Source organism: Microvirga arvi, from assembly GCF_016892765.1.
GTDB lineage: Bacteria > Pseudomonadota > Alphaproteobacteria > Rhizobiales > Beijerinckiaceae > Microvirga > Microvirga arvi.
The window spans coordinates 35,407-53,768 of the sequence record NZ_JAFEMD010000003.1; the positions used below are offsets into that span (position 1 = coordinate 35,407).

Below are 18,362 nucleotides of genomic sequence, written 5' to 3' on the forward strand. Positions count from 1 at the left end.
GAGCGACCCGTTTCCTGCGATCAGGAGAGATCGTACCACTCACCGCCGGACTGGCAGGCGATCATGTCGCCGCGGCGCGATTTGCCGCCGCCGCGCCATTCGCGCTGTACCAGGCGGCATTCAAGACCCTTGAAGGCGCCTTTGGCGACGGGCCGGATGGTGACCTTGCCGGAGGAGCCCGTTTGCGGGTTCTGCCATGCGGCGCTGCTTCCGTAAGCTTTCCGGATGACCGACAGAATGGCCTGTGCCTCCGGCGGGCGGTCGGCATCAGGAATGAGCTGGTTAGCGGCGCGCTCTGCCTGCGCCCTTCGCATATCGGCACTGACCTGAGCACCCGTGCTGGCCATCTGGCCTGCTGCAACACCTTGCATCGCCATGTGTGGGATAGAGGTCAGGAGGCTCGATCCTCCTGACAGAACCCCGCTGATCGCTGCCTCCCCAGCGGTCATCCCCATGGTGGCAGCCTGGCTGGCCATTGCCTGACCCATCTGCCTGTCATAAGCGCCCGCGGTATCAGGCTTGTTTGTCTGGCCCGCTGCGATGGCCGAGAGGCGCGGAGCGAATGCAGCGAAGTTGATGGCGTGCGCTCCCCTGGAGGATGGCGCGGTCCTGGGCCTCCCTGACACGGCGGCACGCTCTTCTGCAGGCTCTGCTTCCGAGGGATCATCAGCCATGGAAGAGCCTGTCTGGCTGCAGAGCGCCAGCGCTATTCCAAACACGAACGGAGCTGCAGATTTCAAAAACTTGATTATCGGGAGCTTCAATGTTCCTGCAGCGCTACCAAGCATGAGCCACGACGGTAGAACGGCTGCTGGAATCGAATCCGACCACATTCTTGGAATTGTTTGCCTGGACTTGTTTATCCGGCGCCGATCACGAGAAATCATACCATTCGCCCTTGTTGCGACAGGCCAGCATGTCTCCCTTGCGAACGGTTCCGCCGCCATTCCACTCACGCAGGAACATGCGGCAATCGAGGCCGCCGAACATTTTCTTGTCCATCGCTTTGAAGGTGACTTTTCCGGAGGCTCCGGTCGCCGGATTCTGCCAGGCCATGCTGTTTCCTGCCCCTCCTTCGAGGATTGCCAGCACTGCCTGGGCCTCGAACGGACGATCCGCGTCGGGGACGAGCTGCGTCGCCTTGCGTTGCGCCTCGGCCTTTGCCACATCGGCGCTCGCCTGCGCCCTTGCACTGGCCATCTGGCCCGCCAGCATGGCATTGCCGGCCCCCTGCACGGCCAGACTGTAGGCGGAGCCCGACAGGCTCATACCGCCGGTCAGGGCAGCGTCGATGCCAGCCTGAGCGGCCGACCGGGCCATCTTGGCCGATTGCTTGGCCGTCATCTCCGCGAACCGCTGGTCAATGGGAGCCATATAGTTCGGGCCAGACGTATTGCCGGCGGCGATATCCTTGAGGCGGGGGGCAAGAGCGCTGAAATCGACCCGTGAAGAACCGGATGCGGTCTCGGCGGTTTCAGCCACATCCATGGCAGCGCCCGAAAGCCCTGTCGGGTCCAAACCCGCGGCAACTCCCAGGGCCGTTGAGTCAACCCCTGTCTGGTTGCAGGCCGCCAGCATCAATCCCGCCGCTGCAACTCCAATCCATATCGAGGTTTTACGCATGATTCCCTCAGCCTCACTGACGATACGTAGTATCGTAAAGATCACTCACTGAAAAGGCAGAGATATGACCAGGCGATGCCGCAGTCCGGGAAATGGCCAAGCGGTTAGAAACCTTTCATTTACAATGATGTAAGGAAGTTCGGCGTTTTTACCCGTCCTTCACCGGCGCCGGGCGAGCCTCCTGCTTCCGATCTCGTCCCGCATAGCGTCAGACCATGAACCCGCAGCTGTCCCGTGATTCGTCCGTCAGCCTCCGCCAGCAAGCGGTCAGGTCAAGCTTCTGCGTAATGCCTCACGATCCGCGCCCGGCGCGAAATACCAGCTTCATCTTCGGGCACTCGGATTCGCGCTACCGTCCCCTGCTCAACCAGGAGGAGCGGGACCGGCTGCATATCTGGTCGATGATCGTCGCCCTCTCGACCTCTGCGGCAGGCACGACCCTGCTACTCACCGCCTTCCTGCGCTGACTCAGTTCAGCGGCCAGACCAGCATGATCAGCGGGACGCCAATCACCACCACCAGGACCGACAAGGGCAGGCCGAGCCGCCAGTAATCGCCGAAGCGATAGCCTCCGGGCCCCATGACCAGGGTGTTGCACTGGTGCCCGATGGGCGTGAGGAAATCGCAGGCCGCCCCGATCGCCACCGCCATGAGGAAGGCATCCGGCCGGAAGCCGAGCTGAGTGGCGAAGCTCGCCGCGATGGGGGCCATCACGAGCACCGTCGCGGCATTGTTGAGGAACGGCGTCACCGCCATGGCAGCCACCATGATGAGCACGAGGGCGCCTGTCGGCGGCAGCATGTTGGCGGCCGATGAGAGCCAGCCGGCGATCAAGTCCGTGCCGCCGGTCGTGCGGATCGATTCGCTCACCGGAATCAGGGCGCCGAGCATCACGATGATCGGCCACTCGATGGTCTCGTAGGCCTCGCGCAGGGTGAGCGAGCCGAACAGCACGAGCAGGATGCCGGCCCCGAAGAAGGCGATGGCGACGGGCAGGATGTTGAGGGCGACGAGCACCATGGTAACCGCCAGGATCGCGGCTGGCAGGAGGCTCCGGCGCGCGCTGCCGAGGCGGATTTCACGCGCAGCTAGGGGCAGGCAGCCGAGATCGCGTAAGGTGTCGGGCAGCCGCTTGAAATTGCCCTGGAGCACGATCACGTCACCGGTCCGCAGGGTGATGGTGCGAAGCCGCTCCTTGAATCGCTCGCCGCTGCGGCTCACCGCAATGAGATTGACGCCGAAGCGCTCATAGAGACCGATACGCTCCGCCGAGAGCCCGGCCAGGATCGAGTTCGGTCCGACGATCGCCTCGATGGCGCCGATCTCGTCCGTGGCCTCATCTGTCTCGGGCTGCCGATGCTCGCGGCTGAGCTTCAGTCCCGCCCGGACCACGGCGCTTTCGAGCGCATCCGACTCGCCCTCCAGCATCAGGACGTCGTTTTCGCGGATGGTCGCATCCGGAAGGGGGCTCGAGCTGCGGGTCTCGTTGCGGATGATGGCCGCGACCTTCACCTCGCCGTTGGCGAGCCTGTGCAGATCCGCCACCGTCTGACCAATCACGTCGGATTCCGGGGTCACCCGCGCCTCGGTGACGTAATCCTTGATGTCGAGGGCTGCATCGAGGGACGCGGCCCCTTTTCGGCCCTGCGGCAGCAGGCGATAGCCGAAGGCCAGGAAGGCCACGCCCGCGAGCGCGATGCCGATGCCCACAGGCGTGAAGTCGAACATGCCGAAGGGCTCGCCCAGCAACTCCTCCCTCACGCGCGATACGATGATGTTGGGCGAGGTGCCCACCAGGGTCACGATGCCGCCGAGCAGGGAGCCGAAGGCCATCGGCATGAGGAAGCTGGAAGGCGGGGTGTTGGTGCGCCGGGCGATCTGGAAGGCTACCGGGATCATCATCGCCAGCGCGCCGATGTTCTTCACGAAGGCGGAGAGGACCGTCACCACGCCCACCAGCACGACGATCTGGATCTGCGTGGTACGCAGATAGGGGCCGACACGGTTGAGACCCGCCTCGAGAATCCCGGACTTCGCCACCGCGGCGCTGACCAGCAGGGCACTCGCCACGATGATGACGATGTCGTCGCTGAAGCCTTCGAAAGCCTTGTCGGCCGGCACGACGCCGACCAGCACGGCTACCAGGAGAGAGAGGACCGCAACGAGATCGTAGCGGAAGCGACCCCAGACGAAGAGAACCATCATCCCGGTGACGATGGCGAAGGAAAGCATTTGCTGATGGGTCATAAGGGGCGCAAGCGAGAGGAACCGGAGTCCTAACGCGTCACGCTCCTGTTAGTGCCCAGATTACTGCCCGAGGACGAGCGCCCAGTAGCGACCGTAGCGGTTGTTGGCGTCCGCGCGCGCAAGCCCGATCTTGCGGGCCTGGGGCATCAGGAGGTTGCTGTTGTGGCCGGGCGAGGCCTTCCAGCGGCTGATGGCGCCATCGACGGAATCCGAGCCGGCCGAGAGGTTCTCGGCCGAGTAGCCGATGACGCCGTACTCATTCATGCGGCTGACAAAGCTGCCATGGCTGAGACGGCCAGCGGCCGCCACGGCACGGGCCTGATGCTCCGCCGCCTTGTTGAGGGAGGAATCCACCGTCACCGGGCTCAAGCCCTGCGACACGCGATAGGCCGAGATCAACCGCGCGGCGGCCGCCGCATCGGTCGTCGAGCTCGCCAGGACGGCATCCTTGGGGGATAAGGCCGAATCACCCGCGCAGCCGGCCAGCCCCAGCGCGATCAGGGCCGAGATGAAAAGTGCACGCATCGCATTCCCCTTTCGGGCGGCGTTCAAGCGCCGCTCCTCTTGAAAAAAGAGCCTGTGGCGTTCATGTGCTTCGAGCCATGAACCCGATGCCGCTGCATGCCATGTTGCTGCCCGAGGGTCCAGATTCCCCGCCCTCCCGCGTCAGCTGACCGCATGCCCCCGAGCCCCTCCGCCCACGAAGTCGCCATTATCGGCGGCGGCCCTGCCGGTCTGATTGCGGCGGAGATGCTGGCGCGCGCGGGCGCTGCGGTCACCGTCTACGACCGGATGCCGTCGGTGGGCCGCAAGCTGCTCATGGCGGGACGGGGCGGGTTGAACCTGACCCATTCGGAAGAGCTCGAGCGGTTCATGGCCCGCTACGCCGAGGCCCGGCCGCAGCTTGAGCCCCTGATCGAAGCCTTTTCCCCCGCGGACCTTCGCGCCTGGTGCGAGGGATTGGGGCAGGAGACCTTCGTGGGCTCGAGCGGACGCGTCTTCCCGAAAGCCTTCAAGGCCTCGCCGCTGCTGCGCGCCTGGCTTGCGCGGCTGGAAGAGCGCGGCGTCCGCCTCAGTCTGCGTCACCGCTGGCAGGGCTGGGACGAGGAGGGCCGCCTGGTCTTCACCGATGCCACCGGCCAGCCCGTCAGCGTCACGCCGGCCGCCACGATCCTGGCGCTGGGCGGGGCCAGCTGGCCCCGGCTCGGCTCCGACGGGGGCTGGGTGGAGATCCTGTCCCGGCGCGGCATCGCCATCTCCCCCCTGCGCCCGGCCAATATGGGCTTCACCTGCGCCTGGTCCGAGATCATGCGCAGCCGGTTCGCGGGCGAGCCCCTGAAGCGGATCGCCCTCACCTTAAAAGGCGCCACTGTGAAGGGCGAGGCGGTCGTCACGGCGGATGGGATCGAGGGCGGCGCGGTCTATGCCCTCTCGGCGAAGCTGCGGAATGCCATCGAGCAAGAGGGCGGCGCCCTCCTCCGAATCGACCTCAGGCCCGATCTCTCCCTTGAATCCCTGCAGGGGAGGCTCGGAGCGCCGCGAAAAGGACAATCCGCCTCCAATTTCCTACGCAAGAGCGCGGGCTTGAGCCCCGTGGCCATCGCCTTGCTGCGGGAGGCCTCCCCCGCCCTGCCCGCGGAGCCCGAGGCCCTCGCCCGCCTGATCAAGGCTCTGCCCCTGATGCTGACGGGCACGAAATCCCTCGACCGGGCCATTTCCAGCGCTGGCGGCGTGCCGTTTGCGGAAGTCGACGGGCACCTGATGCTGCGCCGGATGCCCGGAATCTTCGTGGCGGGCGAGATGCTGGATTGGGAGGCTCCCACCGGCGGCTACCTGCTCCAGGCCACCTTTGCCACGGGCCTCGCCGCCGCCAAGGGGGTGCTGGACTTCCTGCAGATTCCCGATGCCGCATTGACGGAAGGCCTCTCCTCGGCCACACGGCAGACGTGATCGACCCCGCCAAGATTCTCCACGACGTATTCGGCTTCCCCTCCTTCCGCGAAGGACAGGAGGAGATCGTGCGCGCGGTGCTGGCCGGCGAGGATGTTCTGGCCGTCATGCCCACGGGCGCGGGCAAGTCCCTCTGCTTCCAGCTGCCCACATTGGCGCGAGAAGGGCTGACCCTCGTGGTCTCGCCGCTCATCGCGCTCATGCGCGACCAGGTGGCCGCTCTTCGCCACTTCGGCATCGAGGCCGGAAGCCTCAACTCCGCCAACGACCCTGAGGAGAACCGCCGCGTGGTCGATGCGGTGCGCGATCGCCGCATGCGCATCCTCTACGCCTCGCCGGAGCGCCTCGCCAATACCGGCACCACCGAGTGGCTCGGCCGCGCGGGCGTGAACCTGCTCGCCATCGACGAGGCGCATTGCGTCTCGCAATGGGGCCATGATTTCCGGCCCGAATACGCCATGCTCGGCGAGGTGCGCCAGCGCCTCGGCAATGTGCAGACCATCGCGCTCACCGCCACCGCCGATGTGGCGACGCGCAGCGACATCATGCACCGGCTGTTCGAGCAGGAGCCGCGCCTCTTCATCCACGGCTTCGACCGGCCGAACCTGCGGCTTGCCATGCAGGCGAAGGAAAACTCCAAGCGCCAGCTCTTCTCCTTCCTCGACAAGCACCGGCACGAGAGCGGTATCGTCTACTGCTCGTCACGCGATGCGACTGAGAGGCTGGCGGATTCCTTGAGCCAAGCGGGCTATCGGGCGCTGCCCTACCACGCAGGCATGCATCAGCAGGACCGCTCCAAGAACCAGGACATCTTCCTGCAGGAGGACGGCGTGGTGATGGTGGCCACCGTCGCCTTCGGCATGGGCATCGACAAGCCGGACGTGCGCTTCGTGGCGCACGCGGCCCTGCCGAAATCCATCGAAGCCTATTACCAGGAGATCGGCCGCGCGGGCCGTGACGGCGCGCCCGCCGACACGCTCACACTCTACGGTCTCGACGACATGCGCCTGCGCCGCCTGCAGATTGAGGAGAGCGATGCCGCCGACGAGCAGAAGCGCGTCGAGCGTCAGCGCCTCAATGCGCTCGTCGCCCTGTGCGAAGCCCCGCGCTGCCGGCGCCAGACCCTGCTCGCCTATTTCGGCGAAACCACCGAGCCTTGCGGCAACTGCGATTTGTGCATCGACGGCGTCATGTCTTTCGACGGCACCATCGAAGCGCAAAAGATTCTTTCCGCCATCGTGCGCACGGGCGAGCGCTTCGGCACGGAGCATCTCATCAGCATTCTCGTGGGCGAGGACACGGATTCCATTCGCCGCTTCGGCCACAACAAGCTGAAAACCTTCGGGGTCGGCAATGACCGCTCGAAGCAGGAATGGCGCTCGCTGCTGCGCCAGATTTATGCGGCAGGCCTGATCGGCCTGGAGCTGGCGGAATACGGTCGCTGGACCCTCACCGACAGGGGCGTCGCCGTGCTCAAAGGCCAGGAGCGGATCGAGCTGCGCTCCGACGTGCTCATGAAGCCGGCCGAGCGGCGGCGCCGGCGCGGACGGATGGAAGCAGAGTCGGTCGTGCCGTCCGACGATCCTCTGCTCCTCGACCTCAAGGCCTTGCGCACGCGCCTTGCCAAGGAAGAGGGTGTACCGGCCTACGTGATTTTTTCGGACCGCAGCCTCATCGACATGGCCGTCAAGCGGCCGGTTACCGTGCGCGCCTTCGGCGAGATCCATGGCGTGGGCCAGGCCAAGCTCGACCGTTATGCGGATGCGTTTCTTGAGGTGGTGAAGGCACACGCGGCGTAAGAGCAGGCATATGCCCTGATCCCAGACGCCGCAGGCGATCCGGGATCAGGTACAGGATGAAGCACAATTCTCGTCCAACGATCCCGGGTTCTGCTCCGCAGCCCCGGGATGACGTGAGAAGGTCACACCTCCACCCACCGCCCCTCATGCGCGCTGCGCGCAATCGCATCCACCGTGCGCTCGATGCGGATGCCATCTTCGAAGTCGATTAGATGTGCATGCTCCCCGCTGATGCAGCGGATCAGCTCGCGGCACTCAATAATCTTCAGGTCGTTGAAGCCGAGCCCATGACCCGGGGCCGGAATGAACTTGTCATAGGGCGGATGTTGCGGGCCGGTGAGGATGGTGCGGAAGCCTTGGGTCTCCTTGGGGCCGTCAATCGCGTAGAGCTGCACCTCGTTCATGCGCTCCTGATCATAGACGATGGTGCCTTTCGCGCCGAAGAGCTGCACGGCAATGCGCCCCTTGCGACCCCAGGCGGACCGGTTGAGGGCGATTGCGCCGGAGGCGCCGTTCTCCAGCTCGATCAGGGTGGTGGCGATATCGTAGGTCTCGACCGCGCGGCGCCCGCCGCCGGGCACCGGGCGATCCGCATAAGGCTTCGCCATGTGACCGCAGACGCGGCGCACGCCGCCGAACAGAACCCGGATCAGGCTCAAGGCATGGACGCCGAAATCGTCGAGCGCGCCGTGGCCCGAACTCGCCTCGCTCTTCCAATAGAAGAGCGCCTCCGGGTCGGCCATGAAATCCTCATCCATCTCGAGGCGCACATGGTTGACTTCGCCGATCTCGCCTTCGTCAAGAAGCCGCCGGATCAGGCGGATGATCGGGTTCTGGATGTAGTTGTAGCCGAGCGCCGCCACCTTGCCCGAGGCGCGGGCGGCGGCAAGCATGCGCTCGGCATCCTCCAGCTTCGTCGCCATGGGCTTCTCGCACCACACATGCTTGCCCGCTTCCAGCGCTGCAATCGCCATCTCGGGATGGAAGGCATTCGGCGTCGTGATCGACACCACATTGACGGCCGGGTCGGTGACGAGGGAACGCCAGTCGCCGGTGGCGCGCGCGAAGCCGAGCTCCTGCGCTTTTCGCTCGGCCAAATCCTGCGAGTGCTCAGCCAACACCGCAAGGCGCGGCCGTGCCACATCCCCGAATACGGCCGCGACGGCATTCCAGGCCAGCGCATGGCACTTGCCCATATAGCCGGTGCCGATGAGACCAATGCCCAGTGCGGTCATATCTCGTGCTCCTAATCCGATGAGCGATTCTCAGCCCTCATCCTGAGGAGCAGACGCAGTCTGCGTCTCGAAGGAGGATCCAGAGTGCACGGGAACCTCCTTCGAGACGGTCGCTACGCGACCTCCTCAGGATAAGGGCAGTGAGAATCAAGTTTTTTTAGACCATCCCACCCAGCTCTTCCGATACAGCCTGCAATTCCTTGCCGCCGGCCATCAGATTCTGCAGCTCCTCAATCTGGATCTCAGTCTTGCTGTAGGTCCCCAGCGTCTTGCCGCGATTGAGCACCGTGAAGCGGTCACCGACCGCATAGGCATGGCGCACGTTGTGGGTGATGAAGATCACGCCAAGGCCCTTCTGACGCACCTGATGGATGTATTTCAGCACCATGGAGGTCTGCGCCACGCCGAGCGCCGAGGTGGGCTCGTCGAGGATCAGCACCTTGGCGCCGAAATAGACCGCGCGGGCAATCGCCACGCATTGCCGCTCGCCGCCGGAGAGCGTGCCGACCGCCTGATGCGGATCGCGCACGTCGATACCGATCCTGTGCATCTCCTCGCGCGTGACCTCGTCGCAGCGCTCGAAGTCGACGCGCCGGAAAGGCCAGACGCCCTTCACCGGCTCGCGCCCCATGAAGAAGTTGCGCGTGACCGACATGAGCGGGATCATGGCGAGATCCTGGTACACCGTCGCGATGCCGGCATCGAGCGCATCGCGCGGGCTGGAGAAACTGACCGGCCGTCCCTCGACCAGGAAATCGCCCGAGGTGGGACGATGGACGCCGGCCAACGTCTTGATCAGCGTCGACTTGCCGGCGCCATTGTCGCCAAGCAGACACATGACCTCGCCGCGATTGACGGTGAGCGACACGCCCGAGAGCGCGATCACGGAACCGAAATGCTTGACGAGGTTGCGGATCTCGATGAGCGGAACATTTTTGTCCATCAGCGCTCTCCCGTCACCTTGCGGCGGATGAAGTTGTTGAACAGCACCGCGAGCAGCAGCATGGCGCCGAGGAAGACCTGGAACCAGTCGGAATCGAAGCGGGTGTAGGTGAGGCCGATGGAGACCATGCCGAAGATGATCGCGCCGAAGAACGCGCCGATGGCCGAGCCGTAGCCGCCGGTGAGCAGGCAGCCGCCGATCACCGCCGCAATGATGGCCTCGAACTCCTTCTGGAAGCCGCGCCGCGCGTCGGTCGAGCCGGCATCGAGCACCGTGAGGATCGCCACCAGCGCCGCCGCACAGGCGGTCAGCATGAAGAGCCCGGTCTTCACCCGGTCCACCGGCACGCCGGAATTGCGCGCCGCATTGGGATCGCCCCCTGCCGCGAAGATCCAGTTGCCGACGCGCGTGCGCAGGAGGATCCATGTCGCCAGAAGAGCAAACCCGATGAACCAGACGATCGAGACCGGCATGCCCGTCACCGTCGGCGTTCCGTTCGGGAATTTGGCAATGACGTCATGGGCCGCCAGCCACGAGAAGACGCCCTCGAAGGCAACGCCGGAGAAGAGTTCGCGGATCAGCCCCTCTCCGGCCTGATCGCCGATGCCGCGCATCTGGGTCGAGCCGCCGGTGGCCCATTTCAGACCGACGAGCGAAAGGCCGCGCAGGATGAACAGGAAGGCGAGCGTGACGATGAAGGAGGGCAGCCTCGTGCGGATCACCATCTGCCCGTTCAAGCCGCCGAGCACGGCCGCCACAATGAGCGTTGCGGCGATGGCGAGCAGCAACGGCCAGCCGCTCAGCGTAATGAAGGCGCCGAAAACGAGACCGGTGAAGGCCACCATCGATCCGATGGAGAGATCGAACTCACCGCCGATCATCAGCAAGGCCGCTGCAATGGCGAGGATGCCGAGCTGTGCCGCAGGAGAGAGGATGTTCATGATACCGGCCAGCGTGAACATCGACGCATCGGCGGTGGAAAAGAAGAAGATGGCCACGAGGATCAAGCCGGCGAGGGCGCCAAGTTCTGGACGCCGCATGATCTTCGTAACGAGGGAGACCTCCCGCAGCCGCTCATCCTGGATCTTCTTGACGGTCGGAGCCGGAGACAGATCTGCGGTCGGCTGAGTGGTGTTCACCATGAGCGCCTCCCCGAATGTATGCATGGAAATGAGAAGCCCGCGGACATATGGACCGCGGGCTTTGAGTGTTGGTTAGCGAATGCCCTTGGCGGACAAATCAACCACCTGAGCGGCCTTCTCCTTGGTGATCAGGTTAGGGCCGGAGGCAACGTCGCCACCCGGCATAAGGCCGTACTTGGCGTAGTTGGCCAGAAACACCACCGGCAGATAGCCCTGGAGGTATTGCTGCTGGTCGATGGCGAAAACCGCCTCGCCGGCAGCAACCGACTTGAGGAAGCCCGCCGACATGTCGAAGGTGGCCACGCGGATTGCGCCCGTCTTGCCGGCTTCCTTCACGGCCGCCACCGATGGCTCGCCCGCCGTGCCGGCACCGAGCGCCAGGATGGTATCGATAGAGGCGTCCGCCGCAACCGCTGCCTTCACCTTGGCGCGGATATCCGCCGGATCGTTGGAGACCGGCAGCACCGTCACCTTGCCCCCAAAACCTTCCGTGAAGCCCTTGCAGCGCAGATCGAGGGAGACGTTGCCGACCTCCTGATTCACGCACAGGCCGACCTTGCCGCCCATCTCCTTAAGCTTCGCGCCGGCGATGCGGCCGGCCACGACCTCGTCCTGCCCCACATGGAGCAGCGCGCCGAGCTTCTTCGACACGTCGGACCCGGAGTTCATGGAGATCACCGGAATGCCGGCGGCCACTGCCTTCTGGATCGCGGGGCCGAGCGCCGAGGAATCGGGGATCGAGACGATCAGCCCGGCGGGCTTCTGATTCACGGCTGCATCGATGAGCTGGCTCATGGCGACCATGTCGAAGGTCTCGGGCGCACGATAATCGACCTGCACCTTCATGTCCTGGCCCGCGGCCGCGACGCCGTTCTTCACCACCGACCAGAACGGATCGTTGGCTTGGCCATGGCTGACGACGATGATGCGGGAATTCTGCTGGGCTGAGGCGGGGGCTGCGGTTGCGAGCGTCAGGGCCGCTGCGGCGGCCAGACAAGTAACGAATGCTTTCATAGGCTTCCTCCCAAATGGTTTCTCATTCGATCATCGCGGCAGACTTTGAGGCCGCGACGACAAGAGCGGCCGATGTGCCGCTTGCCTGGGGAGGCAGAGAAAACAAATGATCCGGAGCGCGAATCACCCTTTGGCGGGGCGTTCCCTCTGCCGATCCGATCGTCCGTCGAAACGGAACGTCAGAACCTTTTTTGTTTCACTATTGGAATTTTTATTCCATTTTTGTAGGATCGGGTCAAGGCCCGATCTGGGGTTGGCGCCCGGGCGCATGGAGACTGAGGGCAGCATGACCAATGTGGATGCAGGCGTGACGGTACTCCCTGATGACTACGATGGTCTCAGAACGCTTCTGCTCAACCGCCGCGATGGGATGCCCAAACGCCTGAAGCAGCTTGCCGCCTTCGCCTTGGCACATCCGGAAGACATGGCTTTCGGAACGGTGGCGGGCATTGCCGAGCATGCCGGCGTGCAGCCCTCCACCCTGGTGCGTTTTGCCAAAAGCCTCGGCTATGACGGCTTCTCCCATCTGCAGCAGATCTTTCGCGATCGCCTGCGGGAACGCTTCCCGGATTACCGCGAACGCCTGAAAGGCCTGCGCGATGCGGAGGGGCATCACGTTCACGCCGCGTCCCTGCTCGAAGGCTTCATCACCGCCGCTGCCGTCTCGCTGGAGCGGATGCGCGACTCTGTGCGCCTGGAGGAACTGTCCCGCGCCATCGAGACGCTCGCAAAAGCCGACACGATCTACCTGCTCGGCGCGCGCCGGGTCTTTCCCGTCATCGCCTATTGCGCTTATGCCTTCGGCAAGCTGGGGATGCGGGCCATCCTCATCGACCATGTGGGCCAGCTCGGCCCGGAGCAGCTCGCCACCGCGACGAAGCGCGACGCGGTTCTGGCCATCAGCTTCACCCCCTATGCGCCGGTGACTGCCGACCTTGCGGCAGCGGCGGCGCAGCGCGACGTTCCGGTGGTCGCGATCACCGATTCGGCCTTCAGCCCGCTGGTGACGAGCGCCGATGTGTGGCTCGAAGTGGCCGAAGCCGATTTCGGTGCCTTTCGCTCCCTCTCCGCATCCTTCGCGCTTGCGATGGCGCTCGCTGTCGGCACGGCGGAGAAGCGGGCGGAAGGGTAAGGGCAGGAATCATCCCGGACGGCGGAGCCGATCCGGGATTGGTAGGCTAGAGAAGAGCGCTATCATTCCGGGGCGGCATAGCCGAGCCCGGAATCCATAAACACGACATCTGCGGACAAGGCGAAATGCGTTGCACCGCTCTCTAGACTGTCAGCGGACATGGATTCCCGCCTGCGCGGGAATGACAGTGTTGAGTTTTCCGCATCCTTTACTGCACGCGATCCCGGATCTGCGCTGCGCTCCGTCCGGGATGACGCTTGTGATTACACCCGCACCGGCTTCCCGCTCTGCGCCGACTCGGTCGCCGCATCAGCGAGGCGCTGAGCCATCAGACCGTCGCGGCCGGTGGGGTTGCACGGCGTGCCGTCGCGAACGGCGTTGAGGAACGTGGCAAGCTCGTCGCGATAGGCATCCGCATACCGCTCGAGGAAGAAGTCCTGCACCGGGTCGGCGGTGATGCCCGAGGCGTTCGCCACTTCCACCGTCGTGCGATGGATGTTGCCGGCGCGGATCATGCCCTTCGAGCCGTGCACTTCGATGCGCTGGTCGTAGCCGTAAGTGGCGCGGCGGGAATTGGAGATCTGCACGATCCGGCCCTTGGCCGTCTTGAGCATCACGGCCGCCGTGTCCACGTCGCCCGCCTGTCCGATGGCCGGGTCCACGAGGGAGGAGCCGACCGCATGGACCTCCACCGGCTCGTCGCCGAGGAGCAGAAAGCGGGCCATGTCGAGATCGTGGATCATCATGTCCCGGAACAGGCCGCCGGAGGTGGCGATGTAGCTCACCGGCGGCGGGCCGGGATCGCGGGAGAGAATGGTCACGAGTTCGACCTCGCCCACCTCGCCGTCGGCGAGGCGGCGGCGCAGGGACGCGAAGTTCGGGTCGAAGCGGCGATTGAAGCCGATCATCAGCGGCGTGCCGGCCTTCTCCACCGTGGCAAGGCAGGTCTCGATGCGGGCGCTCGAGAGATCGACTGGCTTCTCGCAGAACACCGCCTTGCCGGCGCGCGCGCCGCGCTCGATGAGATCGGCGTGCGTGGTGGTCGGCGTGCAGACGAGAATGGCATCCACATCCGAGCGCTCGACGACCTCGTCCAGCGCCGCGACCTCCGCGCCCGTCGCCGCCGCCAGCTCCTGCGCGGAGGGGGCGTGCGGATCGGCGACCGCCACGAGGCGGGCATCCGGATGGCTGGCGGCGTTGCGCCCGTGAATGCGGCCGATTCGGCCTGCGCCCAGAACGGCGATCCTGATCATTCTGTCCCCCTGATCCTTTGCCGGCTACGGCAATATTTGGAATTGATATTCCAGCATAAGCTGCTAATAGAATAAACGTTCTATAACTGCAAGGGCCGCACGCAGCCCTCACACGGTTCTACAAGGCCGGAAGCGGGAGGAATAGCATGAAGCCAGCCCTCGATGTCATCACCATCGGCCGCTCCTCGGTCGACCTCTACGGCCAGCAGGTGGGCGGGCGACTTGAAGACATGGCTTCCTTTTCCAAGGCCGTCGGCGGATGTCCTGCGAACATCGCCATCGGCACGGCGCGCCTCGGATTGAAGTCGGGCCTCATCACCCGCGTCGGCGACGAGGCCATGGGCCGCTTCATCCGCGAGCAGATGGAGCGCGAGGGCGTTTCGACGCAAGGCATCGTCACCGACAAGCAGCGTCTCACCGCCCTCGTGATCCTCGGCGTGCGCGACGAGGATTCCTTTCCGCTCATCTTCTATCGCGACAACTGCGCCGACATGGCGCTGACGGAAGACGATATCGACGAGAGCTTCATCGCCTCAGCCGCGGCGATTGTCGTGACGGGCACGCATTTTTCACGTGAAACAACCGCCGCCGCGCAAAGGAAGGCGATCCGCATCGCTAAAGAGCATGGCCACAAGGTGGTGCTCGACGTGGATTACCGCCCCAATCTCTGGGGCCTCCTCGGCCACGGCGCGGGCGAATCGCGTTACGTCCGCTCGGACGCAGTAACGGAACACCTGAAGCCCATCCTCGCCGACTGCGATCTCATCGTCGGCACCGAGGAGGAACTGCACATTGCCGGCGGGTCGGAGGATACGCTGGAAGCCATCCGCGCCATCCGCGCGATCTCGAAGGCCACCATCGTGTGTAAGCGCGGCCCCATGGGATGCGTGGTGTTTCCCGGCGAGATTCCCGCTTCACTCGATGACGGCGTGAAGGGCCCGGGCTTCCCGGTCGAAGTCTACAACGTGCTGGGTGCCGGCGACGCCTTCCTGTCCGGATTCCTGCGCGGATGGCTCAAGGGCGAACCGCTCGAAACCTGCTGCGCCTACGCCAATGCGAGCGGCGCCTTCGCGGTCTCGCGCCTGCTCTGCTCGCCCGAGATCCCGACCTTCCCCGAGCTGCAGCACTTTCTCAAGACCGGCAGCCGGCACAGGGCCCTGCGATTTGATGAAGAGATCAACCACATCCACTGGGCGACGACGCGAAGGCCGCAATCCGACACGCTCATGGCGCTCGCCATCGACCACCGCATGCAGCTGGAGGCGATGGCGAAGGAGGTCGGCGCACCGGTCGAGCGCATCCCCGACTTCAAGGTTCTGGCCGTCGAGGCTGCGGCGCGGGTGGCCGATGGCCGCTCCGGTTTCGGCATGCTGATCGACGGCACCTATGGCCGCGAGGCCCTGTTCCGCGCCGCCGATCATCCGTTCTGGATCGGCCGTCCGGTAGAGCTGCCGGGTTCGCGCCCGCTCGATTTCGAGGGCGGCGGCTCGCTTGGCGCGAAGCTCGTGGAATGGCCGGTAGGACACACCATCAAGTGCCTGTGCTTCTACCATCCCGACGATCCGCCGGCGCTGAAGGAGCGCCAGGAGCGCGACCTGCTGCGCCTCCATGATGCCGCACGCCGCATCGGACGCGAGCTCCTGGTCGAGATCATCGCCGGCAAGCATGGCGCGCTCAAGACCGACACCGTCGCAGGCATCCTGCAGCGCCTCTACGATCTCGGAATCAAGCCGGATTGGTGGAAGCTCGAGCCGCAGCGGGATGAGGCGGCCTGGCACGCCATCGGCGCGGTGATCACGCAGAACGACCCCCTTTGCCGCGGCATCGTGCTGCTGGGCCTCGAAGCGCCGGAGAACGAACTGGAGGCCGCCTTCGCCGCCGCCGCCAAGGAACCGCAGGTGAAGGGCTTTGCCGTCGGCCGCACGATCTTCAACGACGCCGCGCGACGCTGGCTGAAGGGCGAGATCACGGACGAGGCCGCCATCAGCGACATGGCCTCCCGCTTCCAGCGTCTCGTCGATGCCTGGCAGCGGGTCTCCAGCCGCGCGAAGGCAGCGTGAGTTCTTTGGAGCGATCCCATGACAGGAACGCTCCTGTTATCCTGAAGACCAACTTGAGAAGGCTGCGCCCCTCCTCCAAGGTCGGCGCCATTCGAGGGGAACACGCATGAGCACGATCCGCCTGACCATGGCGCAAGCCGTCGCCCGATTCCTGACGGCGCAGAAGACGGAGATCGACGGGCAGGTGATGCCGCTCTTCGGCGGCGTCTGGGCCATCTTCGGCCACGGCAACGTGGCGGGCATGGGCGAGGCGCTGCACGGGGTTCGCGAGCAGCTGCCGACCTACCGCGCCCATAACGAGCAGGGCATGGCCCATGCGGCGATCGCCTTCGCCAAGGCCTCACGGCGGCGGCGCATGATGGCCTGCACCACCTCCATCGGCCCTGGCGCCACCAACATGGTGACGGCCGCAGCCGTGGCCCATGTGAACCGCCTGCCTGTTCTGCTGCTCCCCGGCGATGTTTTCGCCAACCGCAGGCCCGATCCGGTGCTGCAGCAGATCGAAGGCTTTTCCGACGGCACCGTCTCGGCCAACGACTGCTTCAAGCCCGTGTCACGCTACTTCGACCGCATCGCGCGGCCGGAGCAGATCATTCCCGCGCTCCAGCGCACCATGGCCGTGCTCACCGACCCTGCGGATTGCGGCCCGGTGACGCTGGCGCTCTGCCAGGATACGCAGGCCGAGGCCTACGATTATCCGGAAAGCTTGTTCGCGGAAAAAATCTGGACGCCGCGCCGCATCCGCCCTGACGAGGCGGAGCTTGCGGCAGCCGCCGACCTCATCCGCAAGGCGAAGAAGCCTTTCATCGTCGCCGGCGGCGGCGTGCTCTATTCCGATGCCGAAAAGGCGCTGGCAGATTTCGCCGGGAGGCATGGCCTCTTCGTCGGCGAGACGCAGGCCGGCAAGTCGAGCCTGCCTCACGATCACCAGGCCAATCTCGGTGCGGTCGGCGTGACCGGCACGGGCGCCGCCAACGCGCTCGCCGAAGAGGCCGACGTGGTGATTGCGGTCGGCACGCGCCTGCAGGACTTCACCACCGGCTCCTGGGCCCTGTTCAAGAACCCGGACCGCCGCATCGTCGGCCTCAATATCCAGGCCTTCGATGCGATGAAGCACAACGCGCTGCCGCTCGTTGCCGACGCTCGCGTGGGCCTCGAGGAACTGAGCCGCGCGCTCGGCGGCTGGAAGGCGCCCGACGCCTGGACGGCGAAGGCGCGTGAGGAGAAGACCCGCTGGTTCGACAAAGCCGCCCGCTACACGGATCCGACCAATGCGGAACTGCCCTCCGACGCACAGGTGATCGGCGCGGTGCAGCGCACGTCCCAGCCGAGCGACGTGGTGGTCTGCGCGGCCGGCGGCCTGCCGGGCGAATTGCACAAGCATTGGAAGGCGAGCACTGCGCTCGGCTACCATATGGAATACGGCTATTCCTGCATGGGCTACGAGATTGCCGGCGGGCTCGGCGTGAAAATGGCGGATCCCTCGCGCGAGGTGATCGTGATGGTGGGCGACGGCTCCTATCTCATGATGAATTCCGAACTCGCCACCTCGGTGATGCTGGGCCAGAAGCTCACGGTCGTGCTGCTCGACAATCGCGGCTACGGCTGCATCAACCGCCTGCAGCGCGCCACCGGCGGTGAGAGCTTCAACAACCTCCTGCAGCACACGAACCACGTCACTCTGCCCGACATCGATTTCGCAGCGCATGCGGCAAGCCTCGGCGCGCAGGCGATCAAGGTGAAGGGCATCGGCGAGCTGGAAAACGCCTTGAAGAAGGCACGTGGTGCCGAGCGCAGCACCGTGATCGTCATCGACACCGATCCTCTCGCCTTCACCGACGAAGGCGGTCATTGGTGGGATGTGGCGGTGCCGGAGGTTTCGGTGCGCGATCAGGTGAAGGCCGCCCGCAAAAATTATGAAACAGCCCTCGCCGCGCAGCGGGTGGGTGACTAACAAGATAGAA

15 protein-coding genes are annotated in these 18,362 nt (G+C 65.1%); 6 read left to right on the top strand and 9 right to left on the bottom strand.

All coding sequences use genetic code 11. From position 1 onward, the window contains the following. Nucleotides 1–20: 20 nt before the first annotated feature. Together ILT44_RS02555 and ILT44_RS02560 are read right to left on the bottom strand one after the other, a co-directional pair. Nucleotides 21–674 carry a hypothetical protein gene (locus tag ILT44_RS02555; protein WP_204237996.1) on the bottom strand — a complete coding sequence of 218 codons (654 nt, stop codon included), beginning with the start codon at nucleotides 672–674 and terminating at the stop codon, nucleotides 21–23. Between the two features lie 199 nt (nucleotides 675–873). Continuing rightward, nucleotides 874–1,623, bottom strand: a complete 750-nt coding sequence (locus ILT44_RS02560; protein WP_204237997.1) for an RT0821/Lpp0805 family surface protein — start codon at nucleotides 1,621–1,623, stop codon at nucleotides 874–876. 287 nt (nucleotides 1,624–1,910) lie between these two features. On the opposite strand from ILT44_RS02560, the gene ILT44_RS02565 reads away from it, so the two are divergent. Continuing rightward, a complete protein-coding gene (locus tag ILT44_RS02565; RefSeq protein WP_204237998.1) occupies nucleotides 1,911–2,090 on the top strand; it encodes a hypothetical protein in 180 nt (59 codons plus the stop codon). A gap of 1 nt (nucleotide 2,091) precedes the next feature. Here ILT44_RS02565 and ILT44_RS02570 read toward each other — a convergent pair whose 3' ends face one another. Together ILT44_RS02570 and ILT44_RS02575 are read right to left on the bottom strand one after the other, a co-directional pair. Then, nucleotides 2,092–3,870 (bottom strand): SLC13 family permease, encoded by a 1,779-nt coding sequence (locus ILT44_RS02570; protein ID WP_204237999.1) that lies wholly within the window; start codon nucleotides 3,868–3,870, stop codon nucleotides 2,092–2,094. Nucleotides 3,871–3,930: 60 nt separating this feature from the next. Beyond that, complete coding sequence (locus ILT44_RS02575; protein ID WP_204238000.1) at nucleotides 3,931–4,395, bottom strand: CAP domain-containing protein; 465 nt, start codon at nucleotides 4,393–4,395, stop codon at nucleotides 3,931–3,933. Between the two features lie 153 nt (nucleotides 4,396–4,548). Between ILT44_RS02575 and ILT44_RS02580 the strand changes: the two genes are divergently transcribed. Both ILT44_RS02580 and recQ read left to right on the top strand, forming a co-directional pair. Then, entirely contained in the window at nucleotides 4,549–5,820 is a 1,272-nt protein-coding gene (locus ILT44_RS02580) for a BaiN/RdsA family NAD(P)/FAD-dependent oxidoreductase (RefSeq protein WP_204238001.1), read from the top strand. Next, a complete protein-coding gene (recQ, locus tag ILT44_RS02585) occupies nucleotides 5,817–7,619 on the top strand; it encodes a DNA helicase RecQ (RefSeq protein ID WP_204238002.1) in 1,803 nt (600 codons plus the stop codon). Before ILT44_RS02580 ends, recQ begins: the two co-directional genes overlap by 4 nt. Nucleotides 7,620–7,741: 122 nt before the next feature. Here recQ and ILT44_RS02590 read toward each other — a convergent pair whose 3' ends face one another. From ILT44_RS02590 to ILT44_RS02605, 4 genes are all read right to left on the bottom strand, one after another. Continuing rightward, nucleotides 7,742–8,854 carry a Gfo/Idh/MocA family protein gene (locus tag ILT44_RS02590; protein ID WP_204238003.1) on the bottom strand — a complete coding sequence of 371 codons (1,113 nt, stop codon included), beginning with the start codon at nucleotides 8,852–8,854 and terminating at the stop codon, nucleotides 7,742–7,744. Between the two features lie 157 nt (nucleotides 8,855–9,011). Then, nucleotides 9,012–9,797, bottom strand: a complete 786-nt coding sequence (locus ILT44_RS02595; RefSeq protein WP_204238004.1) for an ATP-binding cassette domain-containing protein — start codon at nucleotides 9,795–9,797, stop codon at nucleotides 9,012–9,014. Continuing rightward, nucleotides 9,797–10,939 carry an ABC transporter permease gene (locus ILT44_RS02600; protein ID WP_204238005.1) on the bottom strand — a complete coding sequence of 381 codons (1,143 nt, stop codon included), beginning with the start codon at nucleotides 10,937–10,939 and terminating at the stop codon, nucleotides 9,797–9,799. The genes ILT44_RS02595 and ILT44_RS02600 overlap by 1 nt, the downstream gene beginning before the upstream one ends. A gap of 72 nt (nucleotides 10,940–11,011) precedes the next feature. After that, complete coding sequence (locus ILT44_RS02605; RefSeq protein WP_204238006.1) at nucleotides 11,012–11,953, bottom strand: sugar ABC transporter substrate-binding protein; 942 nt, start codon at nucleotides 11,951–11,953, stop codon at nucleotides 11,012–11,014. Between the two features lie 286 nt (nucleotides 11,954–12,239). Between ILT44_RS02605 and ILT44_RS02610 the strand changes: the two genes are divergently transcribed. Next, nucleotides 12,240–13,085, top strand: a complete 846-nt coding sequence (locus ILT44_RS02610) for a MurR/RpiR family transcriptional regulator (RefSeq protein ID WP_204238007.1) — start codon at nucleotides 12,240–12,242, stop codon at nucleotides 13,083–13,085. Between the two features lie 263 nt (nucleotides 13,086–13,348). Here the strand turns inward: ILT44_RS02610 and iolG are convergent, their stop codons facing one another. Next, nucleotides 13,349–14,338, bottom strand: a complete 990-nt coding sequence (iolG, locus tag ILT44_RS02615) for an inositol 2-dehydrogenase (RefSeq protein ID WP_204238008.1) — start codon at nucleotides 14,336–14,338, stop codon at nucleotides 13,349–13,351. A 146-nt stretch (nucleotides 14,339–14,484) separates the two neighbouring features. Here iolG and ILT44_RS02620 point away from each other — a divergent pair, with 146 nt between their 5' ends. Next, complete coding sequence (locus ILT44_RS02620; RefSeq protein WP_204238009.1) at nucleotides 14,485–16,398, top strand: bifunctional 5-dehydro-2-deoxygluconokinase/5-dehydro-2-deoxyphosphogluconate aldolase; 1,914 nt, start codon at nucleotides 14,485–14,487, stop codon at nucleotides 16,396–16,398. Between the two features lie 106 nt (nucleotides 16,399–16,504). Continuing rightward, nucleotides 16,505–18,352 (top strand): 3D-(3,5/4)-trihydroxycyclohexane-1,2-dione acylhydrolase (decyclizing), encoded by a 1,848-nt coding sequence (gene iolD, locus ILT44_RS02625; RefSeq protein ID WP_204238010.1) that lies wholly within the window; start codon nucleotides 16,505–16,507, stop codon nucleotides 18,350–18,352. Nucleotides 18,353–18,362: the final 10 nt, after the last annotated feature.

Bases quoted from the DNA above. Each gene is read 5' to 3' on its own strand.
- ILT44_RS02555 (WP_204237996.1), bottom strand. From the start codon at position 674: ATGGCTGATGATCCCTCGGAAGCAGAGCCTGCAGAAGAGCGTGCCGCC.
- ILT44_RS02560 (WP_204237997.1), bottom strand. From the start codon at position 1,623: ATGCGTAAAACCTCGATATGGATTGGAGTTGCAGCGGCGGGATTGATG.
- ILT44_RS02565 (WP_204237998.1), top strand. From the start codon at position 1,911: ATGCCTCACGATCCGCGCCCGGCGCGAAATACCAGCTTCATCTTCGGG.
- ILT44_RS02570 (WP_204237999.1), bottom strand. From the start codon at position 3,870: ATGACCCATCAGCAAATGCTTTCCTTCGCCATCGTCACCGGGATGATG.
- ILT44_RS02575 (WP_204238000.1), bottom strand. From the start codon at position 4,395: ATGCGTGCACTTTTCATCTCGGCCCTGATCGCGCTGGGGCTGGCCGGC.
- ILT44_RS02580 (WP_204238001.1), top strand. From the start codon at position 4,549: ATGCCCCCGAGCCCCTCCGCCCACGAAGTCGCCATTATCGGCGGCGGC.
- ILT44_RS02590 (WP_204238003.1), bottom strand. From the start codon at position 8,854: ATGACCGCACTGGGCATTGGTCTCATCGGCACCGGCTATATGGGCAAG.
- ILT44_RS02595 (WP_204238004.1), bottom strand. From the start codon at position 9,797: ATGGACAAAAATGTTCCGCTCATCGAGATCCGCAACCTCGTCAAGCAT.
- ILT44_RS02600 (WP_204238005.1), bottom strand. From the start codon at position 10,939: ATGGTGAACACCACTCAGCCGACCGCAGATCTGTCTCCGGCTCCGACC.
- ILT44_RS02605 (WP_204238006.1), bottom strand. From the start codon at position 11,953: ATGAAAGCATTCGTTACTTGTCTGGCCGCCGCAGCGGCCCTGACGCTC.
- ILT44_RS02610 (WP_204238007.1), top strand. From the start codon at position 12,240: ATGACCAATGTGGATGCAGGCGTGACGGTACTCCCTGATGACTACGAT.
- iolG (WP_204238008.1), bottom strand. From the start codon at position 14,338: ATGATCAGGATCGCCGTTCTGGGCGCAGGCCGAATCGGCCGCATTCAC.
- ILT44_RS02620 (WP_204238009.1), top strand. From the start codon at position 14,485: ATGAAGCCAGCCCTCGATGTCATCACCATCGGCCGCTCCTCGGTCGAC.
- iolD (WP_204238010.1), top strand. From the start codon at position 16,505: ATGAGCACGATCCGCCTGACCATGGCGCAAGCCGTCGCCCGATTCCTG.